Source organism: Burkholderia cepacia complex sp. TUM26381 (assembly GCF_057439935.1).
Map to the genome: position 1 here is coordinate 3,134,758 of NZ_CM172006.1, position 23,883 is coordinate 3,158,640.

Sequence of the window (23,883 nt, forward strand, 5' to 3'; positions counted from 1 at the left end):
GCCGCGCATCAGTGCATGTGCTGGCCGCCGTTGATCGCGATGTTGGAGCCCGTCACGAAACCGGCCTCCTCCGAGCACAGGTAGGCCACCAGCGCCGCGACTTCCTCAGGCTTACCGAGCCGGCCCGCCGGAATCTGCGGGAGGATCTTCGAGTCGAGGATGTCCTGCGGGATCGCCGTCACCATCTTCGTCGCGAGGTAGCCCGGCGACACCGTGTTCACCGTCACGCCCTTGCGCGCAATCTCGAGCGCGAGCGATTTCGTGAAGCCGTGCATGCCAGCCTTTGCGGCCGCATAGTTGGTCTGGCCGACCGAACCCTTCGAGCCGTTCACCGACGAGATGTTGACGATACGGCCCCAGCCGCGTTCGACCATGCTTTCGCAGACGGGCTTCGTCATGTTGAACACGGAGTCGAGGTTCGTGCGAATCACCGCATCCCAGTTGACCTTGTCGAGCTTGCGCAGCGTCATGTCGCGCGTGATGCCGGCGTTGTTCACGAGAATGTCGACCGGGCCGACGTCCCGCACGATCTTCTCGATGCATTGCTGGCACGAATCGTGATCGGCCACGTCCACCGGGTACGCATGGAACTCACGGCCGGCCGCATGCATCTCGGTCAGCCAGCGGTCCGCGCCGGCGTTGTTCGGCGAATACGTGACGACTACCCGGTGGCCCGCGTCGTTCAACCTGATGCTGACCGCTTCGCCAAGACCGCCCATTCCACCTGTCACAACTGCAATTCGCTTAGTCATCCTATAAATTACCGACAAAAAAGTAATCGATGAATGCGGGGCGGCGGCGTCGCTTCTGCTGCCGCCCCACCGCTTCGATGCGCAACCGCCCACGTCGCGGGCGCGGCACGCACCGGAACTTCGCGCGTGTTGTTGACTGCTTGTCGTGCGCGAAACCCGCCTGGTTCGCTGCGGCGCCGGCCGGCGCCGCAGCGAACCGAGTCGTCAGACCCGCTTCAGACGCGCTCGACCGCGAGCGCGACCCCCATCCCGCCGCCGATGCACAGCGACGCCAGCCCGCGCTTCGCATCGCGCTTGACCATCTCGTGCAGCAGCGTCACCAGGATCCGGCAGCCCGACGCACCGATCGGGTGACCGATCGCGATTGCGCCGCCGTTCACGTTCACCTTCGACGTGTCCCAGCCCATCTGCTTGTGCACCGCCAGCGCCTGCGCAGCAAACGCTTCGTTGATCTCCATCAGGTCCAGGTCGCCCGGCGTCCAGCCCGCGCGCTCCAGGCACCGGCGCGATGCCGGCACCGGGCCCATGCCCATCACGCTCGGATCGACGCCCGCGTTCGCGTACGCCTTGATCCGTGCGAGCGGCGTCAGGCCGAGCGCCGCCGCCTTCTGCGCCGACATCACCAGCACCGCCGCCGCGCCGTCGTTCAGCCCCGACGCGTTCGCCGCCGTCACCGAGCCGTCCTTCGAGAACGCCGGCTTCAGCCCGGACAGCGATTCCGCCGTCACGCCGTGGCGCACGAATTCGTCGGTGGCGAACTGCAGCGGCTCGCCCTTGCGTTGCGGGATCGACACCGGCACGATCTCGTCGTCGAAGCGGCCGGCCTTCTGCGCGGCTTCCGCCTTGTTCTGCGACAGCGCCGCGAATGCGTCCTGCTCTTCGCGCGTGATCCCGTATTCCTTCGCGACGTTCTCCGCCGTGATGCCCATGTGGTACTGGTTGTACACGTCCCACAGGCCGTCGACGATCATCGTGTCGACCAGCTTCGCGTCGCCCATCCGGAACCCGTCGCGCGAGCCCGGCAGCACGTGCGGCGACGCGCTCATGTTCTCCTGGCCGCCCGCGATCACGATGTCCGCGTCGCCCGCGACGATCGCGTTCGCCGCCAGCATCACGGCCTTCAGGCCCGAGCCGCACACCTTGTTGATCGTCATCCCCGGCACTGCCGTCGGCAGCCCGGCCTTGATCAGCGACTGCCGCGCCGGGTTCTGCCCCGATCCGGCCGTCAGCACCTGGCCCATGATCACTTCGCTGACCTGATCGGGCTTCACGCCCGCACGCTCCAGCACCGCGCGGATCACCGTCGCGCCCAGCTCGGGCGCCGCAATCTTCGCAAGCGAGCCGCCGAATTTGCCGACCGCGGTCCGCGCGGCCGATACGATCACTACGTCCGTCATGTTCAATTCCTGCATCGAAATCAGTTCGTCGTTCTGACGCCGGCGCGAGCGGGCTGCAACGGTCGGCGGCGCGCGCCGGACCGACCGGCGCGATCGCGGCCGCGCGCCGCCAGACGGCAGGCAGCGCCGGTCGCACCCACGGCACGTCGCACCGGTATGCACATCCGTGCACCGGCGTCGTGCGGCGAACCGGACATGCGCCGGACCCCGCGTGGCACACACGGCGTCCAGCGCCATCCGGCGCCGATCAATTGTGTCGCGCTTGCACGCGACACGCGGTCATGCCCGCGGTCAGCCGTTACGCAGCCGATTCGCGCGTAGCCGCTGCGTCCTTGCGTGCGGCGGCAGCCGTCTGCTTGGCGCCGCGCGTGGCCGTTTCGCTGACCGCATCGAAACCGCTCTGCGCGGCTTCGATCGCCTGCCCCGTCGCTGCACGCACCGAATCGGCCGCAGCCGTCGCCGCGGACAGCGCCGAATTCAGCGCAGCCACCACCGGTGCCGAGCCGGCCGGCGCATGCTTCGACAGTTCGCCGAGCGCGTCCTTCAGGCGCTTGTCATTCTGTTCGTACTGCGACTGCGCGACCTTCGCCCATTCGGATTGCGTCGACACCGCGATATCGAACAGATGGCGGCCGTACGACACGACCTTGCCGGCCGCTTCCTGCGGTGCGGCGATCTGCTGCGCGAAGCCCGCGGCCGGATTGTTGCTGTTGAACGCGTTCTTCAGCTTGTCTTCGTATTCCTCGAGCGCCGTCCGGGCCGCCTGCAGGTTGAGTTCGACGACAGCCTCGAAACCGTGGATCGCCGGACGGGCAATTGCAAACCACGCGGCGATACCGGATTGATAATCGGCGGCGAGTTTTTCGGGGGCAAATACGGACATCGGGCACGCTCCTGTTAGCAATACGAGAGACGACGTAAAGAAAAATGGAAGCTGGATCGACAGCCACTTCCTTATTGGCTACCCGTCACTTATTAGAACACGGGAAGATGAAGGAGGCCATTCTAGATCGATTAATTGTCAATTAAATGGCATTAATGATAGGTGTAAACCCTTATTATCGTTCCGGGCAGCCGCTGAAACCCGCGACACGCCGACATCGCAGAGAGGGAAATTGCAGGGTTCCGGCCCGCAATGCCTTTTTACCTTTTTACAGGATAGCGCATCATGAGGATGCGCAACATTTACCAATTCATTATTCCGTTTATTAGAAAACCGACGCTCATTGAAAATGGAGCGGTCGCTTATGTAATCGTTTTTTCTGGATTTATTATGAAATCGTTTCCGGGATTATTAATGCCGAAATCAATGATCTGACGAATTGCGGGTCGCAATGAAAATACGGCCGCATGAAGCGGACGCGATCGACACGGGAAAGCGCGGAATCAGCCGGCCAGTTCGCGATGCAATGCGCGGAATTCCTGCGCGAGCTTGTGCCCCGGCTCGAGATGGATCACCGGCGTCGACTGCTGATGCGATTCGCGGATCTTCACCGACGCCGACAGCCTCGACGCGAGCACCGGCAGCCCTTCGTCGACGAGCTCGTCGACCAGCCGTTGCGGCAGGCTCGCGCGCGGCTGGAACTGGTTGATGACGATCCCTTCCACCTCGAGCGCCGCGTTGTGGTCCTGCTGGATTTCCTTCACGTTCTCGAGCAGCGTATACAGCGCGCGGCGCGAGAAGTCGTCGCAGTCGAACGGGATCAGGCAACGCTCGACCGCGATCAGCGCCGAGCGCGTATAGAAATTCAGTGCGGGCGGCGTGTCGATGTACACGGCGTCGTAGGTGCCGAGCTCGTTCAGTGCGTCGCGCAGCTTGTAGATCTTGTAGCGCGATTCGAGCTTGCCGTGCAGCGTGTCGAGATCCGGATGCGCGGGCATCACGTCGAGCCCTTCGAACGGGGTCGGATGGATGAACGACGCGACGTCGACCGGGCGGAAGTTGAAGGTCAGCGCGGTTTCGAAGAAACCGGCGACGCCCGGTTGCGCGTCGGCCGCGGCGTCACGCAGCAGGTAGCGCGTGGAGTTCGCCTGCGCATCGAGGTCGATGACGAGCGTGCGCAGCCCTTCGCTTGCGCTGATCGCCGCCAGGTTGCAGACGATCGTCGATTTGCCCACGCCGCCCTTCTGGTTGAATACGACCCGCCGCATGGTGTCCCCTCGATCGAACGTCGAAAGGATCAGCTTAGCCGGTCAATCATGGCGGCCGCGTGACGCAGGTCGAATTGCGTGCAACATGTGTACGACGCACATCAGGTGCGCGGCAGCCCCCCCGACACGTACCGGTTGCCGGGCACGCACCACCGCCACGGGAGATCCCGGCCGGCACGAATGCCGATGCGCGGGCCGCCCGCCAGATTCGAAGGCGGCGCCCTACCGTCGTCGACGATCGCGAACCCTTCGCGTGCATCGACCAAATCGATGCCGTCCTGCGCGCCGCCGATCCCCATCGACTGGGTCAGCCGCGCCGGCCCGCGGCACAGATCGCGATCGCGCGTCTGCGGCGGCCGTGCCGCACGCATCTGCTCGAGCCCGTGCAGCGGTTCCAGCGCACGGATCAGCACACCGGTGCCCGTGCCGTCCGGCCCGCACACGCAGTTGCAGCACCAGTGCATGCCGTACGTGAAGTAGACGTACAGATGCCCGGGCGGCCCGAACATCGTCGCGTTGCGCGGCGTCCTGCCGCGATAGGTGTGCGCGGCCGGGTCGATCGCGCCCGCATAGGCTTCCACTTCGACGATGCGGCCGGCCCGGCCGTCCGCCGCCGCGAGGATCTTGTTGAGCAGCTGCGGCGCGACGTCGGTGGCCGTGCGGTCGAAGAACGCGCGCGGCAGCACGGTGCCGGGCCAGAGGGACGCGGTCTTATTGCGCCGCATGCTGCCTCGCCGTCGTCGCGGCCAGATGAAGCTGGCGGTACGCCTCGACCAGATCGCCGAGACCGAATGCCAGATTTCGTCCGCTCGGATTGGGGAGCACCCAGACACTCGCCCCCTGCATGCGGGCCGGTTGCAACCCCCATGCGACTTCGCGTTGCCCCGACAGCGCCGAGTACGCGGCCTTGCCGAGAAAGGCGACGAAGCGCGGCCCGTAACGCAGGATCTTCTGCTCGAACGCCGCGGCCGCGGCGGCGAATTCGGCGCGCGACAGCTGATCGGCGCTCGCAGTCGGCCGCTTCACGACCGCCGTCAGGCCGCAACCGTACCGGAGGATCGCGCGATCGTCCTGCGGCAAGATTTCCGCCGGCGTGAAGCCCGCGAGATGGATCACGCGCCAGAAGCGGTTGTTTCTCCCCGCGAAGTGATGCCCGGTCGCGGCCGCGGTCAGGCCGGGATTGATCCCGCAGAACAGCACGTCGAGATGGTCGGCGATGAGGTCGGGAAGTTCGTCAGCCACGCTTTGCCCGGGATGCGACGTACAGGAACAGGAACGACGTAAATGAAGAAAGGCCCGAAGACCCGTGCCAAGCAAGCAGCTTGACTCGGACATTCGGGCCCATCGTGATGCGGGATGCCGGCTTGTCGATCAGAACGGGATATCGTCGTCCATCTCGTCGAAGCCGCCGCCGGCCGGTGCGCTCGGACGGCTTTGCGCGCCGCCGCCTGCACCGCCACGCGCCGCGCCGCCGGCACGACCGCCGCCGCCACCGCCGCGCTCCATCTGCTCGCCGCGACCGCCGCCACCGCCACCACCGTAGCCGCCGCCGTAACCGCCTTCGTCACCGCCACCGCCGCCGCCGCCCGCACCGCGGCCGCCGAGCATCTGCATCTGATCTGCAACGATTTCGGTCGAGTAACGGTCCTGGCCGTCCTGGCCCTGCCACTTGCGCGTGCGGATGCGGCCTTCGATATAGACCGACGAACCCTTCTTCAGGTATTCGCTGACGATTTCCGCCAGACGGCCGAAGAACGCGACGCGATGCCACTCGGTCATTTCCTTGAAATCGCCGCTTGCCTTGTCCTTGTAGCGGTCGGTCGTCGCGAGACGAATGTTCGCAACCGCGTCGCCGCTCGGCAGGTAACGGACTTCAGGATCGGCGCCGAGATTGCCGACGAGGATGACCTTGTTGACGGATGCCATGTGTTTCTCCAGTAAATTCGATGCCGGGCCGCCCGCGCATGTTGCCGGGACGGCCCGCCGGGCAAGCCGGCGCGCGGCCGGGGCCTGCCCGAAATAAGGTTCAGGCCTTGCGCGGCGGCGCTTTCATGTTGGCCGCGATTATAAGCCACGCGGCCACGAGCCCCGAACACGTGTAGAACACCGTGTTCGCGCCGCCGTGCTTCAGCAGCCAGCCGCCCACGATGCCGCCGAGCGCGAGCCCGATCGACTGCGTGGTGTTGTAAACCCCCGTGGCCGCGCCCTTGCGCGAACCCGGCGCGAGCTTCGACACGAGCGACGGCTGCGACGCTTCCAGGATGTTGAACCCGAGAAAGTAGACGAACAGAATCGCCGCCACAATCAGGATGGTATGCGGTGCGCTGCCGAGCAACAATTGACCGATCAGGATAGCCAGAATGCCGCCGAGCAGCACCGGCTTCATCTTGCCCCGTTTTTCCGCGACGATGATCGCCGGGACCATCATCACGAACGCGAGCCCCATCACCGGCAGGTAGACCTTCCAGTGCGAGGCGACCGGCAGCCCGCCGTCGACCAGCAGGCGCGGCACGACGAGGAACAGCGCCGTCTGCGTCGCGTGCAGCACCAGCACGCCGAAGTTCAGGCGCAGCAGCTCGACGTTGTGCAGCACCTCGGCGAACGGCGCCGGCACGTGCACGGGCTTCGCCGCATCGGGCACGATCCACAGCACGACGCCGATCGCGAGGATCGACAGCACGCCGACGATCGCGAACAGCCCGCTCATCCCGACCCAGTGGAACACGATCGGCGCGCCGACGATCGCGACCGCGAACGACACGCCGATCGATCCGCCGACCATCGCCATCGCCTTCGTGCGGTTCTGCTCGGAGGTCAGGTCGGCGATGAACGCGAGCACCGCGGACGACACCGCGCCCATCCCCTGGATCACGCGGCCGACGATGATCCACGTGATGTCGTGCGCGGATGCGGCGACGAAGCTGCCGATCGCGAAGATCACGAGGCCCGTGGCGATCACCGGCTTGCGGCCGAACTTGTCGGACGCCCAGCCGTAGAAGATGTAGAACAGCGACTGCGTGACGCCGTAGGCCCCGAGCGCGAGACCGACGAGCAGCACGTTGTCGCCGCCCGGGATGGTTTTCGCGTAGACCGAGAACACCGGCATGATCATGAACAGGCCGAGCATGCGCAGCGCGAAGATCGCCGCGAGCGACGTGGTCGCGCGCAGTTCGGGCGCAGTCATGCGGGAAGACGTGGCAGACGGATTGGACATCGGGAATGAATTTCGAATGATCGGAGTGTCCGCCCGGTGGCGGGCGGCGGAAGATCAGGACCGGCGGCCCGGGAGGCCTGGCGGGCGACACGCCGGGGCAGGATGCTGGCGGCCTGCGGGCCGCCCGGAACCATGCGGCGCGGCCGCTTTCCCCGGTGCGGGTGTCGCCTTGCTGCCACCTGCTGCAAAGGCCGGGGGCCGTAAACGACGGTCTCGAAAAGCCGTTATAGTAGCAGGTTTGGTTCCCTCCATTTTCGCCAGGTTCATGGAACAGATCCGTATCCGTGGGGCACGCACCCACAACCTGAAAAACGTCAATCTCGACCTGCCGCGCCACAAGCTGGTCGTGATTACCGGGTTGTCCGGGTCGGGCAAGTCGTCGCTCGCGTTCGACACCCTTTATGCCGAAGGCCAGCGCCGCTACGTCGAAAGCCTGTCCGCGTATGCCCGCCAGTTCCTGCAACTGATGGAGAAACCCGACGTCGACCTGATCGAGGGCCTGTCGCCCGCGATCTCGATCGAGCAGAAGGCGACGTCCCACAACCCGCGTTCGACCGTCGGCACGGTCACCGAAATCCACGACTACCTGCGACTTTTGTACGCACGTGTCGGCACGCCGTACTGTCCCGACCACGACATCCCGCTCGAGGCGCAGAGCGTGTCGCAGATGGTCGACGCGGCGCTCGCGCTGCCCGAGGAAACCAAGCTGATGATCCTCGCGCCCGTCGTCGCGGACCGCAAGGGCGAGCACGCCGAACTGTTCGAGGACATGCAGGCGCAGGGCTTCGTGCGCTTTCGCGTACGCTCGGGCGGCGGCGCCGCGAACGAAGGCGTCGCGAAGATCTACGAGGTCGAGTCGCTGCCGAAGCTGAAAAAGAACGACAAGCACACGATCGACGTCGTCGTCGACCGCCTGAAGGTGCGCCCGGACATGAAGCAGCGGCTCGCCGAATCGTTCGAGACGGCGCTGCGCCTCGCCGACGGCCGCGCGATCGCGCTCGAGATGGATACCGACAAGGAGTACCTGTTCAGTTCGAAGTTCGCGTGCCCGATCTGCTCGTACTCGCTGCAGGAGCTCGAGCCGCGGCTGTTCTCGTTCAACAACCCGATGGGCGCGTGCCCGGAATGCGACGGCCTCGGCCAGATCACGTTCTTCGACCCGAAGCGGGTCGTCGCGCACCCGTCGCTGTCGCTCGCCGCGGGCGCCGTGAAAGGCTGGGACCGCCGCAACCAGTTCTACTTCCAGATGCTGCAGAGTCTCGCGGCGTTCTACGAATTCGACATCGACGCCGCATTCGAGGACCTGCCGGAAAAGATCCGGAAGGTGCTGCTGTTCGGCTCGGGCAAGCAGACGATCCCGTTCTCGTACATCAACGAGCGCGGCCGCACGACGATCCGCGAACACGTGTTCGAGGGGATCATCCCGAACCTCGAGCGCCGCTACCGCGAGACCGATTCGGTCGCGGTGCGCGAAGAACTGTCGAAGTACCAGAACAACCAGCCGTGCCCGTCCTGCGACGGCACGCGCCTGCGCCGCGAGGCGCGCCACGTGCGGATCGGCACCGGCGACTACGCGCGCGGCATCTATGAAATCAGCGGCTGGCCGCTGCGCGACGCGCTCGGCTATTTCGACGGCCTGACGCTCGAAGGCGCGAAGCGCGAGATCGCCGACAAGGTGATCAAGGAAATCGTCGCGCGCCTGACGTTCCTGAACAACGTCGGCCTCGACTACCTGTCGCTCGAGCGCAGCGCCGAGACCCTGTCGGGCGGCGAGGCGCAGCGCATCCGGCTCGCGTCGCAGATCGGCTCCGGCCTGACGGGCGTGATGTACGTGCTCGACGAGCCGTCGATCGGCCTGCACCAGCGCGACAACGACCGCCTGATCTCGACGCTCAAGCACCTGCGCGACCTCGGCAACTCGGTGATCGTCGTCGAGCACGACGAGGACATGATCCGTACGGCCGACTACGTCGTCGACATGGGCCCCGGCGCGGGCGAGCACGGCGGCGTGATCGTGGCCGAAGGCACGCCGAAGCAGGTGCAGTCGAACCCGCAGTCGCTGACGGGCCAGTACCTGGTCGGCAAACGCACGATCGAATACCCGGACGAGCGGCTCGCGCCCGATCCCGAGCGGATGCTGCGCATCGTCGACGCGCACGGCAACAACCTGAAGCACGTCGATCTCGAGCTGCCGGTCGGCCTGCTGACCTGCATCACCGGCGTGTCGGGCTCCGGCAAGTCGACGCTGATCAACGACACGCTGTATCACGCGGTCGCGCGCCATCTGTACGGCTCGTCGGCCGAGCCGGCACCGCACGAGGCGATCGAGGGCCTCGAGCACTTCGACAAGGTGATCAACGTCGACCAGTCGCCGATCGGCCGCACGCCGCGCTCGAACCCGGCCACGTACACGGGCCTGTTCACGCCGATCCGCGAGCTGTTCTCGGGCGTGCCGACCTCGAAGGAGCGCGGCTACGATCCGGGCCGCTTCTCGTTCAACGTGAAGGGCGGCCGCTGCGAATCGTGCCAGGGCGACGGCGTGCTGAAGGTCGAGATGCACTTCCTGCCGGACGTCTACGTGCCGTGCGACGTGTGCCACGGCAAGCGCTACAACCGCGAAACGCTCGAAGTGCATTACAAGGGCAAGAACATCAGCGAAGTGCTCGAGATGACGGTCGAGCACGCGTACGAGTTCTTCAGCGCGGTGCCGGTCATCGCGCGCAAGCTGAAGACGCTGCTCGACGTCGGCCTCGGCTATATCCGCCTCGGCCAGTCGGCCACGACGCTGTCGGGCGGCGAGGCGCAGCGCGTGAAGCTGTCGCTGGAGCTGTCGAAGCGCGACACCGGCCGCACGCTGTACATCCTCGACGAGCCGACCACGGGCCTGCACTTCCACGACATCGCGCTGCTGCTGGAAGTGATCCACCGGCTGCGCGACCAGGGCAACACGGTCGTGATCATCGAGCACAACCTCGACGTGATCAAGACGGCCGACTGGGTGATCGACCTCGGCCCCGAAGGCGGTGCCGGCGGCGGCCAGATCATCGCGCAGGGCACGCCCGAGCAGGTCGCGAAGACGAAGGCGAGCTTCACCGGCAAGTACCTCGCGCCGCTGCTCAAGCGCACGACCCGCAAGGTCGCGGCCGGCTGACGGCCACTGCCTTCCCGCGCGCGGCCGCCCGGCCGCGCGCGTCCCTCCGCGGCGTACCGCCCGCCTCCCCGCGTTTTCCCTTCTGCGTTTACACCACGCGCCAAACGGCCCCGTTGCGGACCATAATGACAGCTATACTTTACGGTCGTAAGGTTCGCCGTACGCACCAATCCGGTGCGACGCCGGGCGAACACGGCTCTGCCGCGCATTCCGCGGCATGACACACGAACGACAGGAATCCACGATGGAGAAGCAACCAGACTCGTCGCGCGATGCGCAGAATCGCGAACCGCACCTGCGCAGCGTGCGGCTGACGAGCGACTTCAGCCTGCCGAAGCTGTCCGCGCTCGAGATCGGCAGCTACGTGTTCGCGATCCTCGCCATGTGGCTCGTGATCGAGCTCAAGCTGCTCGGCGGGCTGCTGGCCGGCCTGCTCGTCTACCAGCTGATCCACACGATCGCGCCCGTGATCGAACGCCACACCACGAGCATGCGCGCACGCTGGGTCGCCGTCGTGCTGCTGTCGATCGTGATCGTCGGCGCGCTGACGAGCCTGACGATCGGCATCATCGAACACTTCGAGCGCACGGTGCCGAACCTGCAGAGCCTGCTCGACCAGCTGATGCAGATCGTCGAGCAGACCCGCGCGCGCACGCCGGCCTGGATCGCCAACCTGCTGCCCGTCGACGTCGAGCAGATGAAGACCAAGGCCGCCGTGCTGATGCACTCGCACATGGACCAGCTCCAGCAGAGCGGCAAGAGCGTCGCCCGCGGCTTCGGCCACGTGCTGTTCGGGATGATCATCGGCGCGATGATCGCGATCGGTGTCGAGCACGGCAAGGCGCGCCGGCCGCTGTCGACCGCGCTCGTCACGCGCGTGTCGCGCTTCGCCGATGCATTCCGCCGGATCGTGTTCGCGCAGATCAAGATCTCGGCGATCAACGCGGTGTTCACCGGCATCTACCTGCTCGTCGCGCTGCCGATCTTCCACCAGCGGCTGCCGCTGTCGAAAACCCTCGTGCTCGTCACGTTCATCGTCGGCCTGCTGCCGGTGATCGGCAACCTGATCTCGAACACGCTGATCGTCGCCGTGTCGCTGTCGGTCAGCATGGGCACCGCGATCGCATCGCTCGCGTTCCTCGTCGTCATCCACAAGCTCGAATACTTCCTGAACGCGAAGATCATCGGCGGCCAGATCGAGTCGCGTGCGTGGGAGCTGCTGCTCGCGATGCTGATCATGGAAGCCGCGTTCGGGCTGCCGGGCGTGATCGCCGCGCCGATCTTCTATGCGTACCTGAAGCGCGAGCTGTACCTGCTGCGGCTGATCTGAAGCAGCCTGCTGCGCCCACGCGATAAAAAAACGCCGCACCCCGTAAAGGGTGCGGCGTTTTTGTCGGTCCGGGCCGAGCGCCCGGCCCCGCCGACGGATCAGCGGAACACGACCGTCTTCGTCCCGTTCAGCACGATCCGGTGCTCGACGTGCCACTTCACCGCGCGCGCGAGCGTCACGCACTCGACGTCGCGGCCGATCGCGGTCAGCTGGTCGGGCGTCATGCTGTGGTCGACACGCTCGACTTCCTGCTCGATGATCGGGCCCTCGTCGAGATCGGTCGTCACGTAATGCGCGGTCGCGCCGATCAGCTTCACGCCGCGGTCGAACGCCTGGTAGTACGGCTTCGCGCCCTTGAAGCTCGGCAGGAACGAATGGTGGATGTTGATCGCGCGCCCGGCGAGCTGCTGGCACATGTTCGGCGACAGGATCTGCATGTAGCGCGCGAGCACGACGAGATCGGCCTGGTGCTCGTCGATCACTTCCAGCACGCGCGCTTCCTGCGCGGCCTTTGCGGCATCGGACGAACCGCCGATCAGCGGGAAGTGATGGAACGGAATGTTGTAGCTCGCGGCGAGCTGGTAGAACTCCTTGTGGTTCGACACGATCGCCGGGATCTCGATCGGCAGCTGGCCGGTGCGATAGCGGAACAGCAGGTCGTTCAGGCAATGGCCGATCTTCGACACCATGATCACGACGCGCGGCTTCACGGCCGCGTCGTGCAGCTCCCAGCGCATCGAGAACTGCTCGGCGAGCGGAGCGAACTCCTTGCGCAGCGTGTCGAGCGCCGTCGCGGCATCCGCGCCGTTGCCGTCCTGCTCGAAGTGCACGCGCATGAAGAACTCGCTGGTGCGGCTGTCGCCGAACTGCGCCGAATCGAGGATGTTGTTGCTGCGCTCGAACAGGAAGCCCGAGACCGCATGGACGATGCCGTGCCGGTCGGGGCACGACAGTTTCAAGATAAAGCTGTGATCGGTCGGCATGACCGCGACTCCCTTTGTTTCCGTATTCGTCAAATTGCCCGTTCGCCGCGCCTGACCGCGCGCTGCGGCGTGTGTCACGCGGCCGGCGCGAACAGCGCGTCGATGCCGGCCGCGTCGGCCGCCGGAATCCAGCGGTGACGCAGCAGCGTGTCGAGCGTCGCGAGGCTCGCGTCCATCGTCGCACGGCCTTCGCGCAGCCAGCCGATCACCTCGGGCACGCCGGCCAGCAGGTGCTCGGCCACTTCGCCGTCCTGATTGCGCGGCGCGAAGTCGTGCGGCAGCGGCAGGTCGTACACGAAGATCAGCTCGGACTGCGTGCCTTCCGGCAGCGAGTTCAGCACCTGCACCGCGCGGCCCGCGATCGCGCGCGCGGCCAGTTCGGGCGGAATGCCGGCTTCTTCCCAGCATTCCTTCGCGAGCGTCTCGTGAACACCCAGGCCCCAGCCGATGCCGCCCGCAACCACGTTGTCGAGCATACCGGGGTCGGTGGCCTTGGTCTCGCTTCGGCGGCCGAGCCACATCTGCGGCACGGCCGCGGCAAGCGGCTCGCCCGGCGTAACCGCATATTCTACGATGCCGTTCAGATGCACTGCATAGGTCTGCGTGCCGAAGAAGCGCGACGCGGCGCGCTCGATGAACGCGAGCGGCGGATCGTCGAAGCGGTTGCGGATCGCGTAGATCTCGTCGCGCCAGCCGGGAATCGCGCCTTCGGCCGCCAGTGCGCCGATCGCGCTCGCGAGCGCCATGCTGCGCGCGTCGACCGAGTCATAGCGCGCCGACAACACGACGCGCTCGCCGGTCAGCTCGAACACGTCGGGCCAGCGCGCGAGCTTCGCGACGTCCTGGCGGCGCACCCAGCCGACCGCCTGCCCGGCGATCTCGAAACGCAGGTGCGCGGCCGGATCGAAGCGGCGGGCGGCCGCGATGCACGGAAACGTCATCGCGGTCAGTCCTTCAGCGCGACGCGGATGCCGATCGCGATGAACGTCGCACCGGCGATCCGGTCGAGCCACACGCCGGCCTTCGGACGGCGCTTCAGCCATGCGCCGATCATGCCCGCGCCGACGCCGAACAGCGAGAAGACCGCGGCCGTCTGCAGCATGAACAACGCGCCGAGCTCGAACATTTGCAGCGTCACGCTTTGCGCGCCGTGCGGATCGACGAACTGCGGCAGGAACACGACGAAGAACAGCGTGACCTTCGGGTTCATCAGGTTCCCGATCACGCTCTGCCGGAAGATCGTGCCGAGCGGCTGCGGCGGGCGCGCATGCGCATTCGAGAGCCCCTGGCTGCGCAGCGCCTTGATGCCGATCCACACGAGGTAGGCCGCGCCCGCGAGCTTCAGGATCTGGAACGCAACCGGCGACGAACGCAGCACGGCCGCGACACCGAGCGCCGCGAGCGTCGTGTGGAACAGGATCCCCGCCGTGAAGCCGAGCGCGGCGACGAAGCCCGCCGCACGGCCCTGCGAGATGCCGCGTGCGAGCACCTGCAGGTTGTCGGGACCGGGCGCGAACGTAATCGCGATCGACGTGGCGAGAAACAGCATGAAGTTGGGCATCGTGACCTCGCTGCAGAACGTGAACCAATACGGTGAACCCGGGCGGCAAGCCCGGGCGGGCCGGCGCTCAGTGGCCGCCGAATTCGGTAACGGTATAGACGGGCAGTCCGGCATTGCGCAACAGCGCCGAGCCGCCGAGATCGGGCAGGTCGATGATCGCCGCGCCTTCGACGACCACCGCGCCGAGCCGCTGCAGCAGGTTGCGCCCCGCCATCATCGTGCCGCCGGTCGCGATCAGGTCGTCCATGATGATCACGCGGTCGCCGGGGCGGCACGCGTCTTCGTGGATCTCGACCGTCGCGCTGCCGTATTCGAGGTCGTACGATTCCGAGCACGTCTTGTACGGCAGCTTGCCGACCTTGCGGATCGGCACGAAGCCGACGCTCAGCTCGTACGCGACGATCGGCGCGATGATGAAGCCGCGCGCGTCGAGACCCGCGACGTAGTCGAGCTTCGCATCGACATAGCGTTCGACGAACAGGTCGACGAGGATGCGCAGCGCCTTCGGGCTCTGCAGCAGCGTCGTAATGTCGCGGAACTGCACGCCCGGCTGCGGCCAGTCGGGCACCGTGCGGATCTGGCTGTGGATGAAGGCGACCGGATCGAGCGGTGCGCCCGACGACGAATGCGGCATGAAACTCTCCGAAAAAAACGGTGCGCGAAGATCGGGCACCGTTTCTGAAAAATACGGGTCAGGTTGTGAGTCGCAACTCAAGCGGCCGCGGCCGGCGGATCGCGCCGATGGCGCGACAACCGCTCCTCCGCGAGCGCGAGCGCCTCGGGCAGCCCGCGCAGCACGACGATGTCGCTCGCGCGCAGCTTGGTCTGCGGGTCCGGTTCGACGCCGCGGATGCCGTGCCGGCGGATCGCCGTGACTTCCAGCCCGAGCGCATACAACCCGAGTTCTTCCAGCGAACGCCCGACCGCGTCCGCGCGCGCATCGACCGGCACCGATTGTAGCCGCACCTGCTCGTGGTCGTCGTCGTCCGCGTCGTCCGCGCCGCGGAAATAGCCGCGCAGCAGGCTGTAGCGCTCGTCGCGCATTTCCTCGACGCGCCGCACGACCTTGCGCATCGGCACGCCGACCAGCACCAGCGTATGCGACGCGAGCATCAAGCTGCCCTCGACGATCTCCGGAATCACTTCGGTCGCACCGGCCGCGAGCAGTTTCTCGAGATCGGCGTCGTCGACGGTGCGCACGATCGCCGGCAGCGTCGGCTCGAGCTCGTGCACGTGGTGCAGCACGCGCAGCGCCGACGGCGTGTTCGCATAGGTGATCGCGACGGCCGCCGCGCGGTGGATACCGGCCGCGAGCAGCGATTCGCGGCGCGCCGCGTCGCCGAATACCACCGACTCGCCGGCCGCGGCGGCCGCGCTCACGCGATCGGGGTCGAGGTCGAGCGCGACGTACGAAATGCCTTCCTGCTCGAGCATCCGCGCCAGGTTCTGCCCGGCGCGGCCGTAGCCGCAGATGATCACGTGGCCGCGCTGCTTCAGGCTTTGCGTCGCGATCCGCGTCATCTGCAGCGACTGCTGCATCCATTCGGTCGACGACAGCCGCATCACGATCCGGTCGGCGTTCTGGATCAGGAACGGCGCGGCGAGCATCGACAGCAGCATCGACGCGAGGATCGCCTGCAGCAGCGTCGAATCGACGAGATGCCGGTCGAGGATCAGGTTCAGCAGCACGAAGCCGAATTCGCCGGCCTGCGCGAGGCCGATGCCGGTGCGCATCGCGACGCCCGGCGTCGCGCCGAACAGCCGCGCAAGCCCTGCGATCATCGTCCCCTTGAACAGGATCTGGCCGAAGAAGAAACCGAGCACGAGGAACGGGTGCTCCCAGATCACGCGCGGATCGAGCAGCATCCCCGTCGTCACGAAGAACAGGCCGAGCAGCACGTCGCGGAACGGCTTGATGTCCTCTTCCACCTGATGGCGGAACGGCGTCTCGGAGATGAGCATCCCCGCGATGAACGCGCCGAGCGCGAGCGACAGGCCGAAGCGGTCGGTGATGAACGCGGCGCCGAGCGTGACGAGCAGCAGGTTCAGCACGAACAGTTCCTGCGAGCGGCGCCGCGCGACGACGTTGAGCCAGCGCGTCATGAAGCGCTGGCCGACGATCAGCAGCAGCGCGAGCGCGATCACGATCTTGACCGCCGCGAAGCCGAGCGTGATCGCGAGGTCCTTCGACGATTCGGCGCCGAACGCGGCGATCACGATCAGCAGCGGCACGACCGCGAGATCCTGGAACAGCAGCACGCCGAAGATGTTGCGGCCATGCTCGGTCTCGATCTCGAGCCGCTCGGCAAGCATCTTCGACACGATCGCCGTCGACGACATCGCGAGCGCGCCGCCGAGCGCGATGCTGCCCTGCCACGTGATGTGCACCCAGTGCTCGAACAGCGCGCCGAGCACGAGCGCGAGCACGAGGGTCGCGACGACCTGCAGCAACCCGAGCCCGAACACGAGCCGCTGCATCGCCCTCAGCTTCGCGAGCGAGAATTCGAGGCCGATCGAAAACATCAGGAACACCACGCCGAATTCCGCGAGGTGCTCGGCCCGTTCGAGATCCGCGGCAATGCCGAACGAATGCGGGCCGACCAGGATGCCGACGGTCAGATAGCCGAGCATCGGCGGCAGGTTCAACGAACGGAATACGACGACGCCCACCACCGAGGCCAGCAGCAGCAGCAGGGTCATTTCGAGCGGGGAAATCACAGGCGAAGCGTCCTCGTTCGTCGGGGCCACGGCAATGCGGGCGCGGGTGGTGGCGATGGACAGGCGACCTCGGACGTGTCCGAAGGCCCGGCGCGGCGAACAAACGCCTTTGCTATACTCCGCGCATGATAGCGAAAATCAATGATGATCGGGCGCTCGCGCTCGCCCGCGACGTGCTCGACATCGAGGCGGACGCCGTGCGCGCGCTGCGCGACCAGCTCGACGGCGGCTTCGTCCAGGCCGTCGCGCTGCTGCTCGGCTGCCGCGGCCGCGTGGTGGTGTCCGGGATCGGCAAATCGGGGCATATCGCCCGCAAAATTGCAGCCACGCTGGCCAGCACCGGCACGCCGGCCTTCTTCGTCCACCCCGCCGAGGCCAGCCACGGCGACCTCGGGATGGTCACCTCCGACGACGTCTTCATCGGCATCTCCTATTCCGGCGAATCGGAAGAGCTCGTCGCCATCCTCCCGCTCGTGAAGCGAATCGGCGCGAAGCTGATCGCGATCACGGGCCGCGCGGAGTCGAGCCTCGGCACGCTCGCCGACGTGAACCTGAACGCCGCGGTGTCGAAGGAAGCCTGCCCGCTGAACCTCGCGCCCACCGCAAGCACGACCGCCGCGCTCGCGCTCGGCGACGCGCTCGCCGTTGCCGTGCTCGACGCGCGCGGCTTCGGTTCGGAAGATTTCGCGCGCTCGCACCCGGGCGGCGCACTCGGCCGGCGCCTGCTCACCTATGTGCGCGACGTGATGCGCTCGGGCGACGACGTCCCGTCCATCGGGCTCGACGCGACGCTGTCGGACGCACTGTTCCAGATCACCGCGAAGCGCCTCGGCATGACGGCCGTGGTCGACGCCGACGGCAAGGTCGCCGGCATCTTCACGGACGGCGACTTGCGCCGCGTGCTCGCGCGCGACGGCGATTTCCGCGCGCTGCCGATCACCGAAGTGATGACGCGCGATCCGCGCACGATCGCGCCGGATCACCTCGCGGTCGAAGCCGTGGAACTGATGGAGCGCCACCGGATCAACCAGATGCTGGTAGTCGATGCCGACGGCGCGCTGATCGGCGCGCTGAACATGCACGACCTGTTTTCGAAGAAGGTGATCTGATGAGCGCAGCGCTGACTGCAGCCGAACGCGCGAGCCGCGTGAAGCTGATGATTTTCGACGTCGACGGCGTGCTGACCGACGGCGGCCTGCTGTTTACCGCGGCCGGCGACACGATGAAGTCGTTCAATTCGCTCGACGGCCACGGCGTGAAGCTGCTCGGCGAAGCCGGCATCGCGACCGCGATCATCACGGGCCGCCGCTCGGACATCGTCGCGGCGCGCGCGAAGGAAATGAAGATCGCGCACCTGTTCCAGGGCGTCGAGAACAAGCTCACCGTGTTCGCCGACCTGATCGCGTCGCTCGGCCTGACCGCCGACGCGTGCGGCTACATGGGCGACGACTGGCCCGACCTGCCCGTGATGCTGCGTTGCGGCTTCGCGACGGCCCCCGCGAACGCGCACCCCGAAGTGATCGCCCGCGCGCACTGGGTCGCCGAGGCCCGCGGCGGCCACGGCGCCGTGCGCGAAGTCTGCGATGCGATCCTGCGCGCGCAGCGCCGCTATGATGCGCTGCTCGCGGCCGCCTGCGGAGCCTGACGGATGAGCACGCATTTCCGCTGGACCCAGCTGCTGCCGCTCGCCGCGGTCGCCGCGCTCGCGGGCATCACCTGGTGGCTGCTGCAGGCCACGCTGCCGCCGCCCGGCGAAGGCACCGTGCAGCCCAAGCGCCACACGCCCGACTATTTCGCGGACAACTTCTCGGTCACTGAGCTCGACCAGTCGGGCTCGACCCAGTACCGGCTGACGGCCGCGAAGCTGATTCACTACGAAGACACCGAAAGCAGCGACCTGACCGATCCGGCCATGCGCGCGTTCCAGCCCGGCAAGCCGGTCGTGACGACCACCGCGAAGCGCGGCACCGTCAACGGCGACGTGTCGATCGTCGATTTGTACGACAATGCGCGCATCCTGCGCGCCGCCGGCGGCGGCGATCCGCAGATGCAGGCCGATTCCCAGCATTTCCGGATCTTCGTCAATGACGATGTGATCCAGACCGAAAAGCCGGTTAAACTTCAGCGCGGCCTGTCGCTCGTCAACGCGACCGACGGCATGAAGTACAACAACGTCACCCGGGTCATCGAGCTTTACGGCAACGTGCGCGGCACGATCGCCGCGGCGGACACGTCCGGCGGCTCGAAAGGTCAACCCAAGTGACGCATCCCTCACGTGACTGCATGAACGAACCGTTCCCTCGACAGATTTCCGGCGGCGCTGCGCGCGCCGTCCGCGCCGCGCTTGCCGCGACGCTCGTGGCGCTCCCGCTGGTCGGGCTGGCGCCGCTCGCCCATGCCGAGAAGGCCGACCAGGGCAAGCCGATCAACGTCGAGTCCGACAACCTGACCTATGACGATCTGAAGCAGGTCACGGTCGCGACCGGCAACGTCGTGATCACGAAGGGCACGATCATCATCAAGGGCGATCGCGTCGAAGTGCGCCAGGACCCGGAAGGCTATCAGTACGCGACCTCGTACGGCAGCGGCAAGAAGCACGCGACGTTCCGCCAGAAGCGCGAAGGCCTCGACGAATACATCGACGGCGACGCCGAGCGCATCGACTACGACGGCAAGCAGGACCTGACCACGCTGACAACCGCCGCGACCGTACGCCGCCTGCAGGGCACGTCGACCGTCGCCGATACCGTGCACGGCAGCGTGATCACGTACGACGGCCAGCGCGACTTCTACACCGCGAAGGGCGGCAAGGACGTCGCCGCGCCGGGCAACCCGAACGGCCGCGTGCGCGCGATGCTGTCGCCGAAGAACGGCGGCCCCGCGCCGCTGAACGGTGCGCCGGCGAAGCTGTCGCCGTCGACCACGATCCAGGGAGCGCCGGGCCAATGAACGCGCTACCGAACCGCCAGCCGGCCGGCACCACGAGCTCGCTCGTCGTCCGCAACCTGAAGAAGCGCTACGGCTCGCGCACGGTCGTCAAGGACGTGTCGCTCGACGTGAAGAGCGGCGAAGTCGTCGGCCTGCTCGGCCCGAACGGCGCCGGCAAGACCACGTCGTTCTACATGATCGTCGGCCTCGTGCCGCTCGACGCGGGCGAGATCTCGCTGAACGGCAGCTCGATCAGCCTGCTGCCGATCCACAAGCGCGCGTCGCTCGGCCTGTCGTACCTGCCGCAGGAAGCGTCCGTGTTCCGCAAGCTGACCGTCGAGGAAAACATCCGCGCGGTGCTCGAGCTGCAGTACGGCGAAGACGGCAAGCGGCTGTCGAAGGACGCGATCTCGTCGCGCACCGAAGCGCTGCTCGACGAACTGCAGATCGGCCACCTGCGCGAGAACCCCGCGCTGTCGCTGTCGGGCGGTGAACGGCGCCGCGTCGAAATCGCGCGCGCGCTCGCCACCAACCCGAACTTCATCCTGCTCGACGAACCGTTCGCCGGCGTCGATCCGATCGCGGTGCTCGAGATCCAGAAGATCGTCAAGTTCCTGAAGCAGCGCAACATCGGCGTGCTGATCACCGATCACAACGTCCGCGAAACGCTCGGCATCTGCGACCACGCGTACATCATCAGCGACGGTTCGGTGCTCGCCGCCGGCGCCCCCAGCGAAATCATCGAAAACGAAAGCGTGCGCCGCGTGTACCTCGGCGAACACTTCCGGATGTAACTCTCCCTCGTGGCTGGCTGCACCCCGCCCGGCATCGCCGCGCGGGGCCGCGCCCTGCTTCGCGGCCATGCCCGCGGCCGGGCGGCGCGCCGCGCGTAATCGCGGATGGCTCAACGCGCCTGGGTCGTGGCACACTGCCGGTATGACTCCCTCCTTGCCATGAAAGCCAGCCTTCAACTCCGCCTGTCGCAACATCTGGCGCTGACGCCGCAGCTGCAGCAGTCGATCCGGCTCCTGCAGTTGTCGACGCTCGAATTGCAGCAGGAAGTCGCGATGGCCGTCGCGCAAAACCCGTTGCTCGAGAACGACGACGAATGGATCGCGAGCCCGCTGCGCGTCGCGGCGGACGGATCGTTGATCGCGCAGACGCCCCCCGGGCAGCATAACGAGCCGGCCTCGACGAACGGCAGCAGCACGTCCGGCGATCGCGCGGAGCGCGACGAGCCGGCTGGCGCCGACGAATACGACAGTTACGGGTCCGGCGACGGCAACGACGGCCCGCAATGGAATCTCGATGAATTCGGCCGCGCGAGCGGCGCGTCCGACGACGACGACCTCCCGCCGCTGCAGGTGCAGGAAGCCGCGACGTCGCTGCGCGACCACCTGTCCGCGCAATTGCGCGTCACGCAGGCCAGCCCGCGCGATCGCGCGCTCGTGATGTTCCTGATCGAGTCGCTCGACGACGACGGCTACCTGACCGCGACGCTCGACGAAGTGCTCGCCGACCTGCCGCCCGAGCTGGAGATCGACTGCGACGAGCTGAACGCGGCGCTCGCGCTGCTGCACAGCTTCGACCCGCCCGGCGTCGGCGCACGCTCGGCGTCGGAATGCCTGAAGCTGCAGTTGCTGCGCCTCGATCCGTCCCCGACGCGCACGCTCGCGCTCGAGATCGTGTCGCAGCACCTCGAACTGCTCGCGGCCCGCGATTTCACGCGGTTGCGCAAGCACCTGAAGGCAAGCGACGACGCGCTGCGCGACGCGCATGCGCTGATCCGCTCGCTGGAGCCGTTCCCCGGCGCCGCGTACGGCAAGGCCGAGGCCGACTACGTCGTGCCCGACATCATCGTGAAGAAGGCCGGCCAGGGATGGCTCGCGGAGCTCAATCCGGAGGTCATGCCGCGCCTGCGGATCAACAACCTGTACGCGAACATCCTGCGCAACAGCCGCGGCGATCCGTCGGCCGGTTCGCTGAAGCAGCAGCTCCAGGAAGCACGGTGGCTGATCAAGAATATCCAGCAGCGTTTCGACACGATCCTGCGTGTCGCGCAGGCTATTGTCGAGCGTCAGAAGAATTTCTTTGCGCACGGTGAAATTGCCATGCGCCCCTTGGTTTTGCGGGAAATAGCTGATACGCTGGGCCTACACGAGTCGACTGTCAGCCGTGTGACAACCGGGAAGTACATGCTGACCCCGTTCGGGACGCTTGAATTTAAGTACTTCTTCGGATCTCACGTTTCGACCGACACCGGTGGCGCCGCCTCGTCGACCGCCATCCGAGCCCTCATCAAGCAACTGATAGGAGCTGAAGACCCAAAATCGCCACTTTCGGACAGCCGCATTGCCGAGCTGCTGGCAGAACAGGGTTTCGTGGTCGCACGCCGCACGGTTGCGAAATATCGCGAAGCCCTCAAAATCCCGGCAGTGAATCTGCGCAAGTCTCTTTAGCCTGCTGCCTGCCCGGCGGCAGGCGTGTTCCGGCCACCGCGCACACGGGGAACAGGCCGGGCGACCTGTCCGCGATACGCCGCCTCGTGCGGCAGGGGCAAGTCGACCGGAGCGCCGCCTCGATGCGGCCGGGTGGTCACTCGCTTGGAGAAGCACTATGAACCTGAAGATCAGTGGACATCATCTCGAAGTCACGCCTGCAATTCGCGAATACGTGATCACCAAGCTGGACCGGGTGCTACGGCATAGCGATCAGGTGATCGATGGCACTGTGATCCTCTCGGTCGACAACCACAAGGAAAAGGACAAGCAGCAGCGCGCGGAAATCAATCTGCACCTGAAGGGCAAGGACATCTTCGTCGAAAGCGCGAACGGCAACCTGTACGCCGCGATCGATTTGCTGATCGACAAGCTGGATCGCCAGGTCGTCAAGCACATGGAGCGCCTGCAAACGCACGCGCACGACCCGATCAAGCTTCAACCGTCGATCGACCAGATCGAACTGCCGCCGCAATAACCTTTACCGCAACACGCACGCCGCCCGGTTCGCCGGGCGTTTTTTTTGCGACTCCGCGCAGCGGTGCAACCGGTCAGTCCGGGCCGCGCCACGCACGCGGCTGTGCTCTATAATGTTTCGGTTATCGCCGGGGGGCGTTGGGTGCGGTAGCTGCGTTGCAGGTTGCCGATGCCACATGCCTTGATATCGCCGAACATGGAAAATCAGTCTGCCGCAGCAAGGAGACCCCAGGCCGCCCAATCGCCTGCCAACATGAATCGCCTAGCCAAAATCCTGCCCATAGAGAACGTCGTCATCGACCTCTCAGTCACCAGCAAGAAACGCGTCTTCGAACAAGCCGGGCTGATGTTCGAGAATCAGAACGGCATCGCCCGCAGCACCGTCACGGACAACCTGTTCGCGCGCGAGCGCCTCGGTTCGACCGGGCTCGGCGAAGGTGTCGCGATTCCGCACGGCCGCATCAAGGGGCTCAAGCACCCGCTCGCCGCGTTCGTCCGCCTCGCCGATGCGATCCCGTTCGAAGCGCCCGACGGCCAGCCGGTCGGCCTTCTGATCTTCCTGCTCGTTCCCGAGCAAGCCACCCAGCAACACCTCGAGATCCTGTCGGAAATCGCGCAACTGCTGTCCGATCGCGACGCGCGCGAGCGTCTGCACAACGAAACGGATATCGCCGAGTTGCATCGCCTGCTCACTCAGTGGCAACCTTGAGTTGATCCGGGCGG

Annotated in this window: 23 protein-coding genes; 10 read left to right on the plus strand and 13 right to left on the minus strand. The window is 66.4% G+C overall.

Annotated elements, in window-relative coordinates; genetic code table 11:
- Window positions 1–8: 8 nt before the first annotated feature.
- The 8 genes from phbB to ACWMMN_RS14765 all read right to left on the minus strand — a co-directional run bounded on the left by phbB (window position 9) and on the right by ACWMMN_RS14765 (window position 7,514).
- Complete coding sequence (gene phbB / locus ACWMMN_RS14730; RefSeq protein ID WP_059233189.1) at window positions 9–752, minus strand: acetoacetyl-CoA reductase; 744 nt, start codon at window positions 750–752, stop codon at window positions 9–11.
- Window positions 753–967: 215 nt separating this feature from the next.
- Window positions 968–2,149 (minus strand): acetyl-CoA C-acetyltransferase, encoded by a 1,182-nt coding sequence (locus tag ACWMMN_RS14735; protein ID WP_059236605.1) that lies wholly within the window; start codon window positions 2,147–2,149, stop codon window positions 968–970.
- Window positions 2,150–2,447: 298 nt separating this feature from the next.
- On the minus strand, window positions 2,448–3,032 hold the full coding sequence (phaP, locus tag ACWMMN_RS14740) for a TIGR01841 family phasin (RefSeq protein ID WP_059233188.1): 585 nt from the start codon (window positions 3,030–3,032) through the stop codon (window positions 2,448–2,450).
- 503 nt (window positions 3,033–3,535) lie between these two features.
- On the minus strand, window positions 3,536–4,300 hold the full coding sequence (locus ACWMMN_RS14745; protein WP_486422807.1) for a ParA family protein: 765 nt from the start codon (window positions 4,298–4,300) through the stop codon (window positions 3,536–3,538).
- Window positions 4,301–4,401: 101 nt separating this feature from the next.
- Window positions 4,402–5,025: a DNA-3-methyladenine glycosylase gene (locus ACWMMN_RS14750; protein ID WP_059233186.1), complete on the minus strand. Its 624-nt coding sequence runs from the start codon at window positions 5,023–5,025 to the stop codon at window positions 4,402–4,404.
- A complete protein-coding gene (gene mug, locus ACWMMN_RS14755; RefSeq protein WP_486422808.1) occupies window positions 5,012–5,542 on the minus strand; it encodes a G/U mismatch-specific DNA glycosylase in 531 nt (176 codons plus the stop codon). Before mug ends, ACWMMN_RS14750 begins: the two co-directional genes overlap by 14 nt.
- A gap of 129 nt (window positions 5,543–5,671) precedes the next feature.
- Complete coding sequence (locus ACWMMN_RS14760) at window positions 5,672–6,226, minus strand: single-stranded DNA-binding protein (RefSeq protein WP_011353211.1); 555 nt, start codon at window positions 6,224–6,226, stop codon at window positions 5,672–5,674.
- 100 nt (window positions 6,227–6,326) lie between these two features.
- A complete protein-coding gene (locus ACWMMN_RS14765) occupies window positions 6,327–7,514 on the minus strand; it encodes an MFS transporter (RefSeq protein WP_174994106.1) in 1,188 nt (395 codons plus the stop codon).
- A 265-nt stretch (window positions 7,515–7,779) separates the two neighbouring features.
- Here ACWMMN_RS14765 and uvrA point away from each other — a divergent pair, with 265 nt between their 5' ends.
- Together uvrA and ACWMMN_RS14775 are read left to right on the plus strand one after the other, a co-directional pair.
- On the plus strand, window positions 7,780–10,665 hold the full coding sequence (uvrA, locus tag ACWMMN_RS14770) for an excinuclease ABC subunit UvrA (protein WP_256085281.1): 2,886 nt from the start codon (window positions 7,780–7,782) through the stop codon (window positions 10,663–10,665).
- A gap of 244 nt (window positions 10,666–10,909) precedes the next feature.
- A complete protein-coding gene (locus ACWMMN_RS14775) occupies window positions 10,910–11,995 on the plus strand; it encodes an AI-2E family transporter (RefSeq protein ID WP_059233181.1) in 1,086 nt (361 codons plus the stop codon).
- A 98-nt stretch (window positions 11,996–12,093) separates the two neighbouring features.
- Here the strand turns inward: ACWMMN_RS14775 and purU are convergent, their stop codons facing one another.
- The 5 genes from purU to ACWMMN_RS14800 form a co-directional block, all read right to left on the minus strand.
- Window positions 12,094–12,978 carry a formyltetrahydrofolate deformylase gene (purU, locus tag ACWMMN_RS14780; RefSeq protein WP_059233180.1) on the minus strand — a complete coding sequence of 295 codons (885 nt, stop codon included), beginning with the start codon at window positions 12,976–12,978 and terminating at the stop codon, window positions 12,094–12,096.
- A 74-nt stretch (window positions 12,979–13,052) separates the two neighbouring features.
- Window positions 13,053–13,919, minus strand: a complete 867-nt coding sequence (locus tag ACWMMN_RS14785; RefSeq protein WP_059233179.1) for an NUDIX hydrolase — start codon at window positions 13,917–13,919, stop codon at window positions 13,053–13,055.
- 5 nt (window positions 13,920–13,924) lie between these two features.
- Window positions 13,925–14,539, minus strand: a complete 615-nt coding sequence (locus ACWMMN_RS14790; RefSeq protein WP_059233178.1) for a LysE family translocator — start codon at window positions 14,537–14,539, stop codon at window positions 13,925–13,927.
- Between the two features lie 67 nt (window positions 14,540–14,606).
- Complete coding sequence (locus ACWMMN_RS14795; protein ID WP_059233177.1) at window positions 14,607–15,173, minus strand: adenine phosphoribosyltransferase; 567 nt, start codon at window positions 15,171–15,173, stop codon at window positions 14,607–14,609.
- Between the two features lie 77 nt (window positions 15,174–15,250).
- Window positions 15,251–17,257, minus strand: a complete 2,007-nt coding sequence (locus ACWMMN_RS14800) for a monovalent cation:proton antiporter family protein (RefSeq protein ID WP_059233176.1) — start codon at window positions 17,255–17,257, stop codon at window positions 15,251–15,253.
- Between the two features lie 125 nt (window positions 17,258–17,382).
- On the opposite strand from ACWMMN_RS14800, the gene kdsD reads away from it, so the two are divergent.
- From kdsD to ACWMMN_RS14840, 8 genes are all read left to right on the plus strand, one after another.
- Window positions 17,383–18,366 (plus strand): arabinose 5-phosphate isomerase KdsD, encoded by a 984-nt coding sequence (gene kdsD, locus ACWMMN_RS14805; protein WP_059233175.1) that lies wholly within the window; start codon window positions 17,383–17,385, stop codon window positions 18,364–18,366.
- Window positions 18,366–18,902, plus strand: coding sequence for a KdsC family phosphatase (locus tag ACWMMN_RS14810; protein ID WP_174994104.1), 537 nt, complete (start codon window positions 18,366–18,368; stop codon window positions 18,900–18,902). Before kdsD ends, ACWMMN_RS14810 begins: the two co-directional genes overlap by 1 nt.
- A gap of 3 nt (window positions 18,903–18,905) precedes the next feature.
- Window positions 18,906–19,520 carry an LPS export ABC transporter periplasmic protein LptC gene (gene lptC / locus ACWMMN_RS14815; RefSeq protein WP_059233174.1) on the plus strand — a complete coding sequence of 205 codons (615 nt, stop codon included), beginning with the start codon at window positions 18,906–18,908 and terminating at the stop codon, window positions 19,518–19,520.
- Between the two features lie 20 nt (window positions 19,521–19,540).
- Window positions 19,541–20,206, plus strand: a complete 666-nt coding sequence (gene lptA / locus ACWMMN_RS14820; protein WP_059233173.1) for a lipopolysaccharide transport periplasmic protein LptA — start codon at window positions 19,541–19,543, stop codon at window positions 20,204–20,206.
- Complete coding sequence (lptB, locus tag ACWMMN_RS14825; RefSeq protein WP_059233172.1) at window positions 20,203–20,979, plus strand: LPS export ABC transporter ATP-binding protein; 777 nt, start codon at window positions 20,203–20,205, stop codon at window positions 20,977–20,979. Before lptA ends, lptB begins: the two co-directional genes overlap by 4 nt.
- A gap of 159 nt (window positions 20,980–21,138) precedes the next feature.
- Window positions 21,139–22,644 carry an RNA polymerase factor sigma-54 gene (locus ACWMMN_RS14830; protein WP_059233171.1) on the plus strand — a complete coding sequence of 502 codons (1,506 nt, stop codon included), beginning with the start codon at window positions 21,139–21,141 and terminating at the stop codon, window positions 22,642–22,644.
- A gap of 157 nt (window positions 22,645–22,801) precedes the next feature.
- Window positions 22,802–23,161, plus strand: coding sequence for a ribosome hibernation-promoting factor, HPF/YfiA family (gene hpf, locus ACWMMN_RS14835; RefSeq protein ID WP_006477786.1), 360 nt, complete (start codon window positions 22,802–22,804; stop codon window positions 23,159–23,161).
- 195 nt (window positions 23,162–23,356) lie between these two features.
- The gene (locus ACWMMN_RS14840) at window positions 23,357–23,869 is read left to right on the plus strand and encodes a PTS sugar transporter subunit IIA (RefSeq protein WP_034195643.1); all 513 of its coding nucleotides are present in this window, start codon (window positions 23,357–23,359) and stop codon (window positions 23,867–23,869) included.
- The last annotated feature ends 14 nt before the right edge of the window (window positions 23,870–23,883 follow it).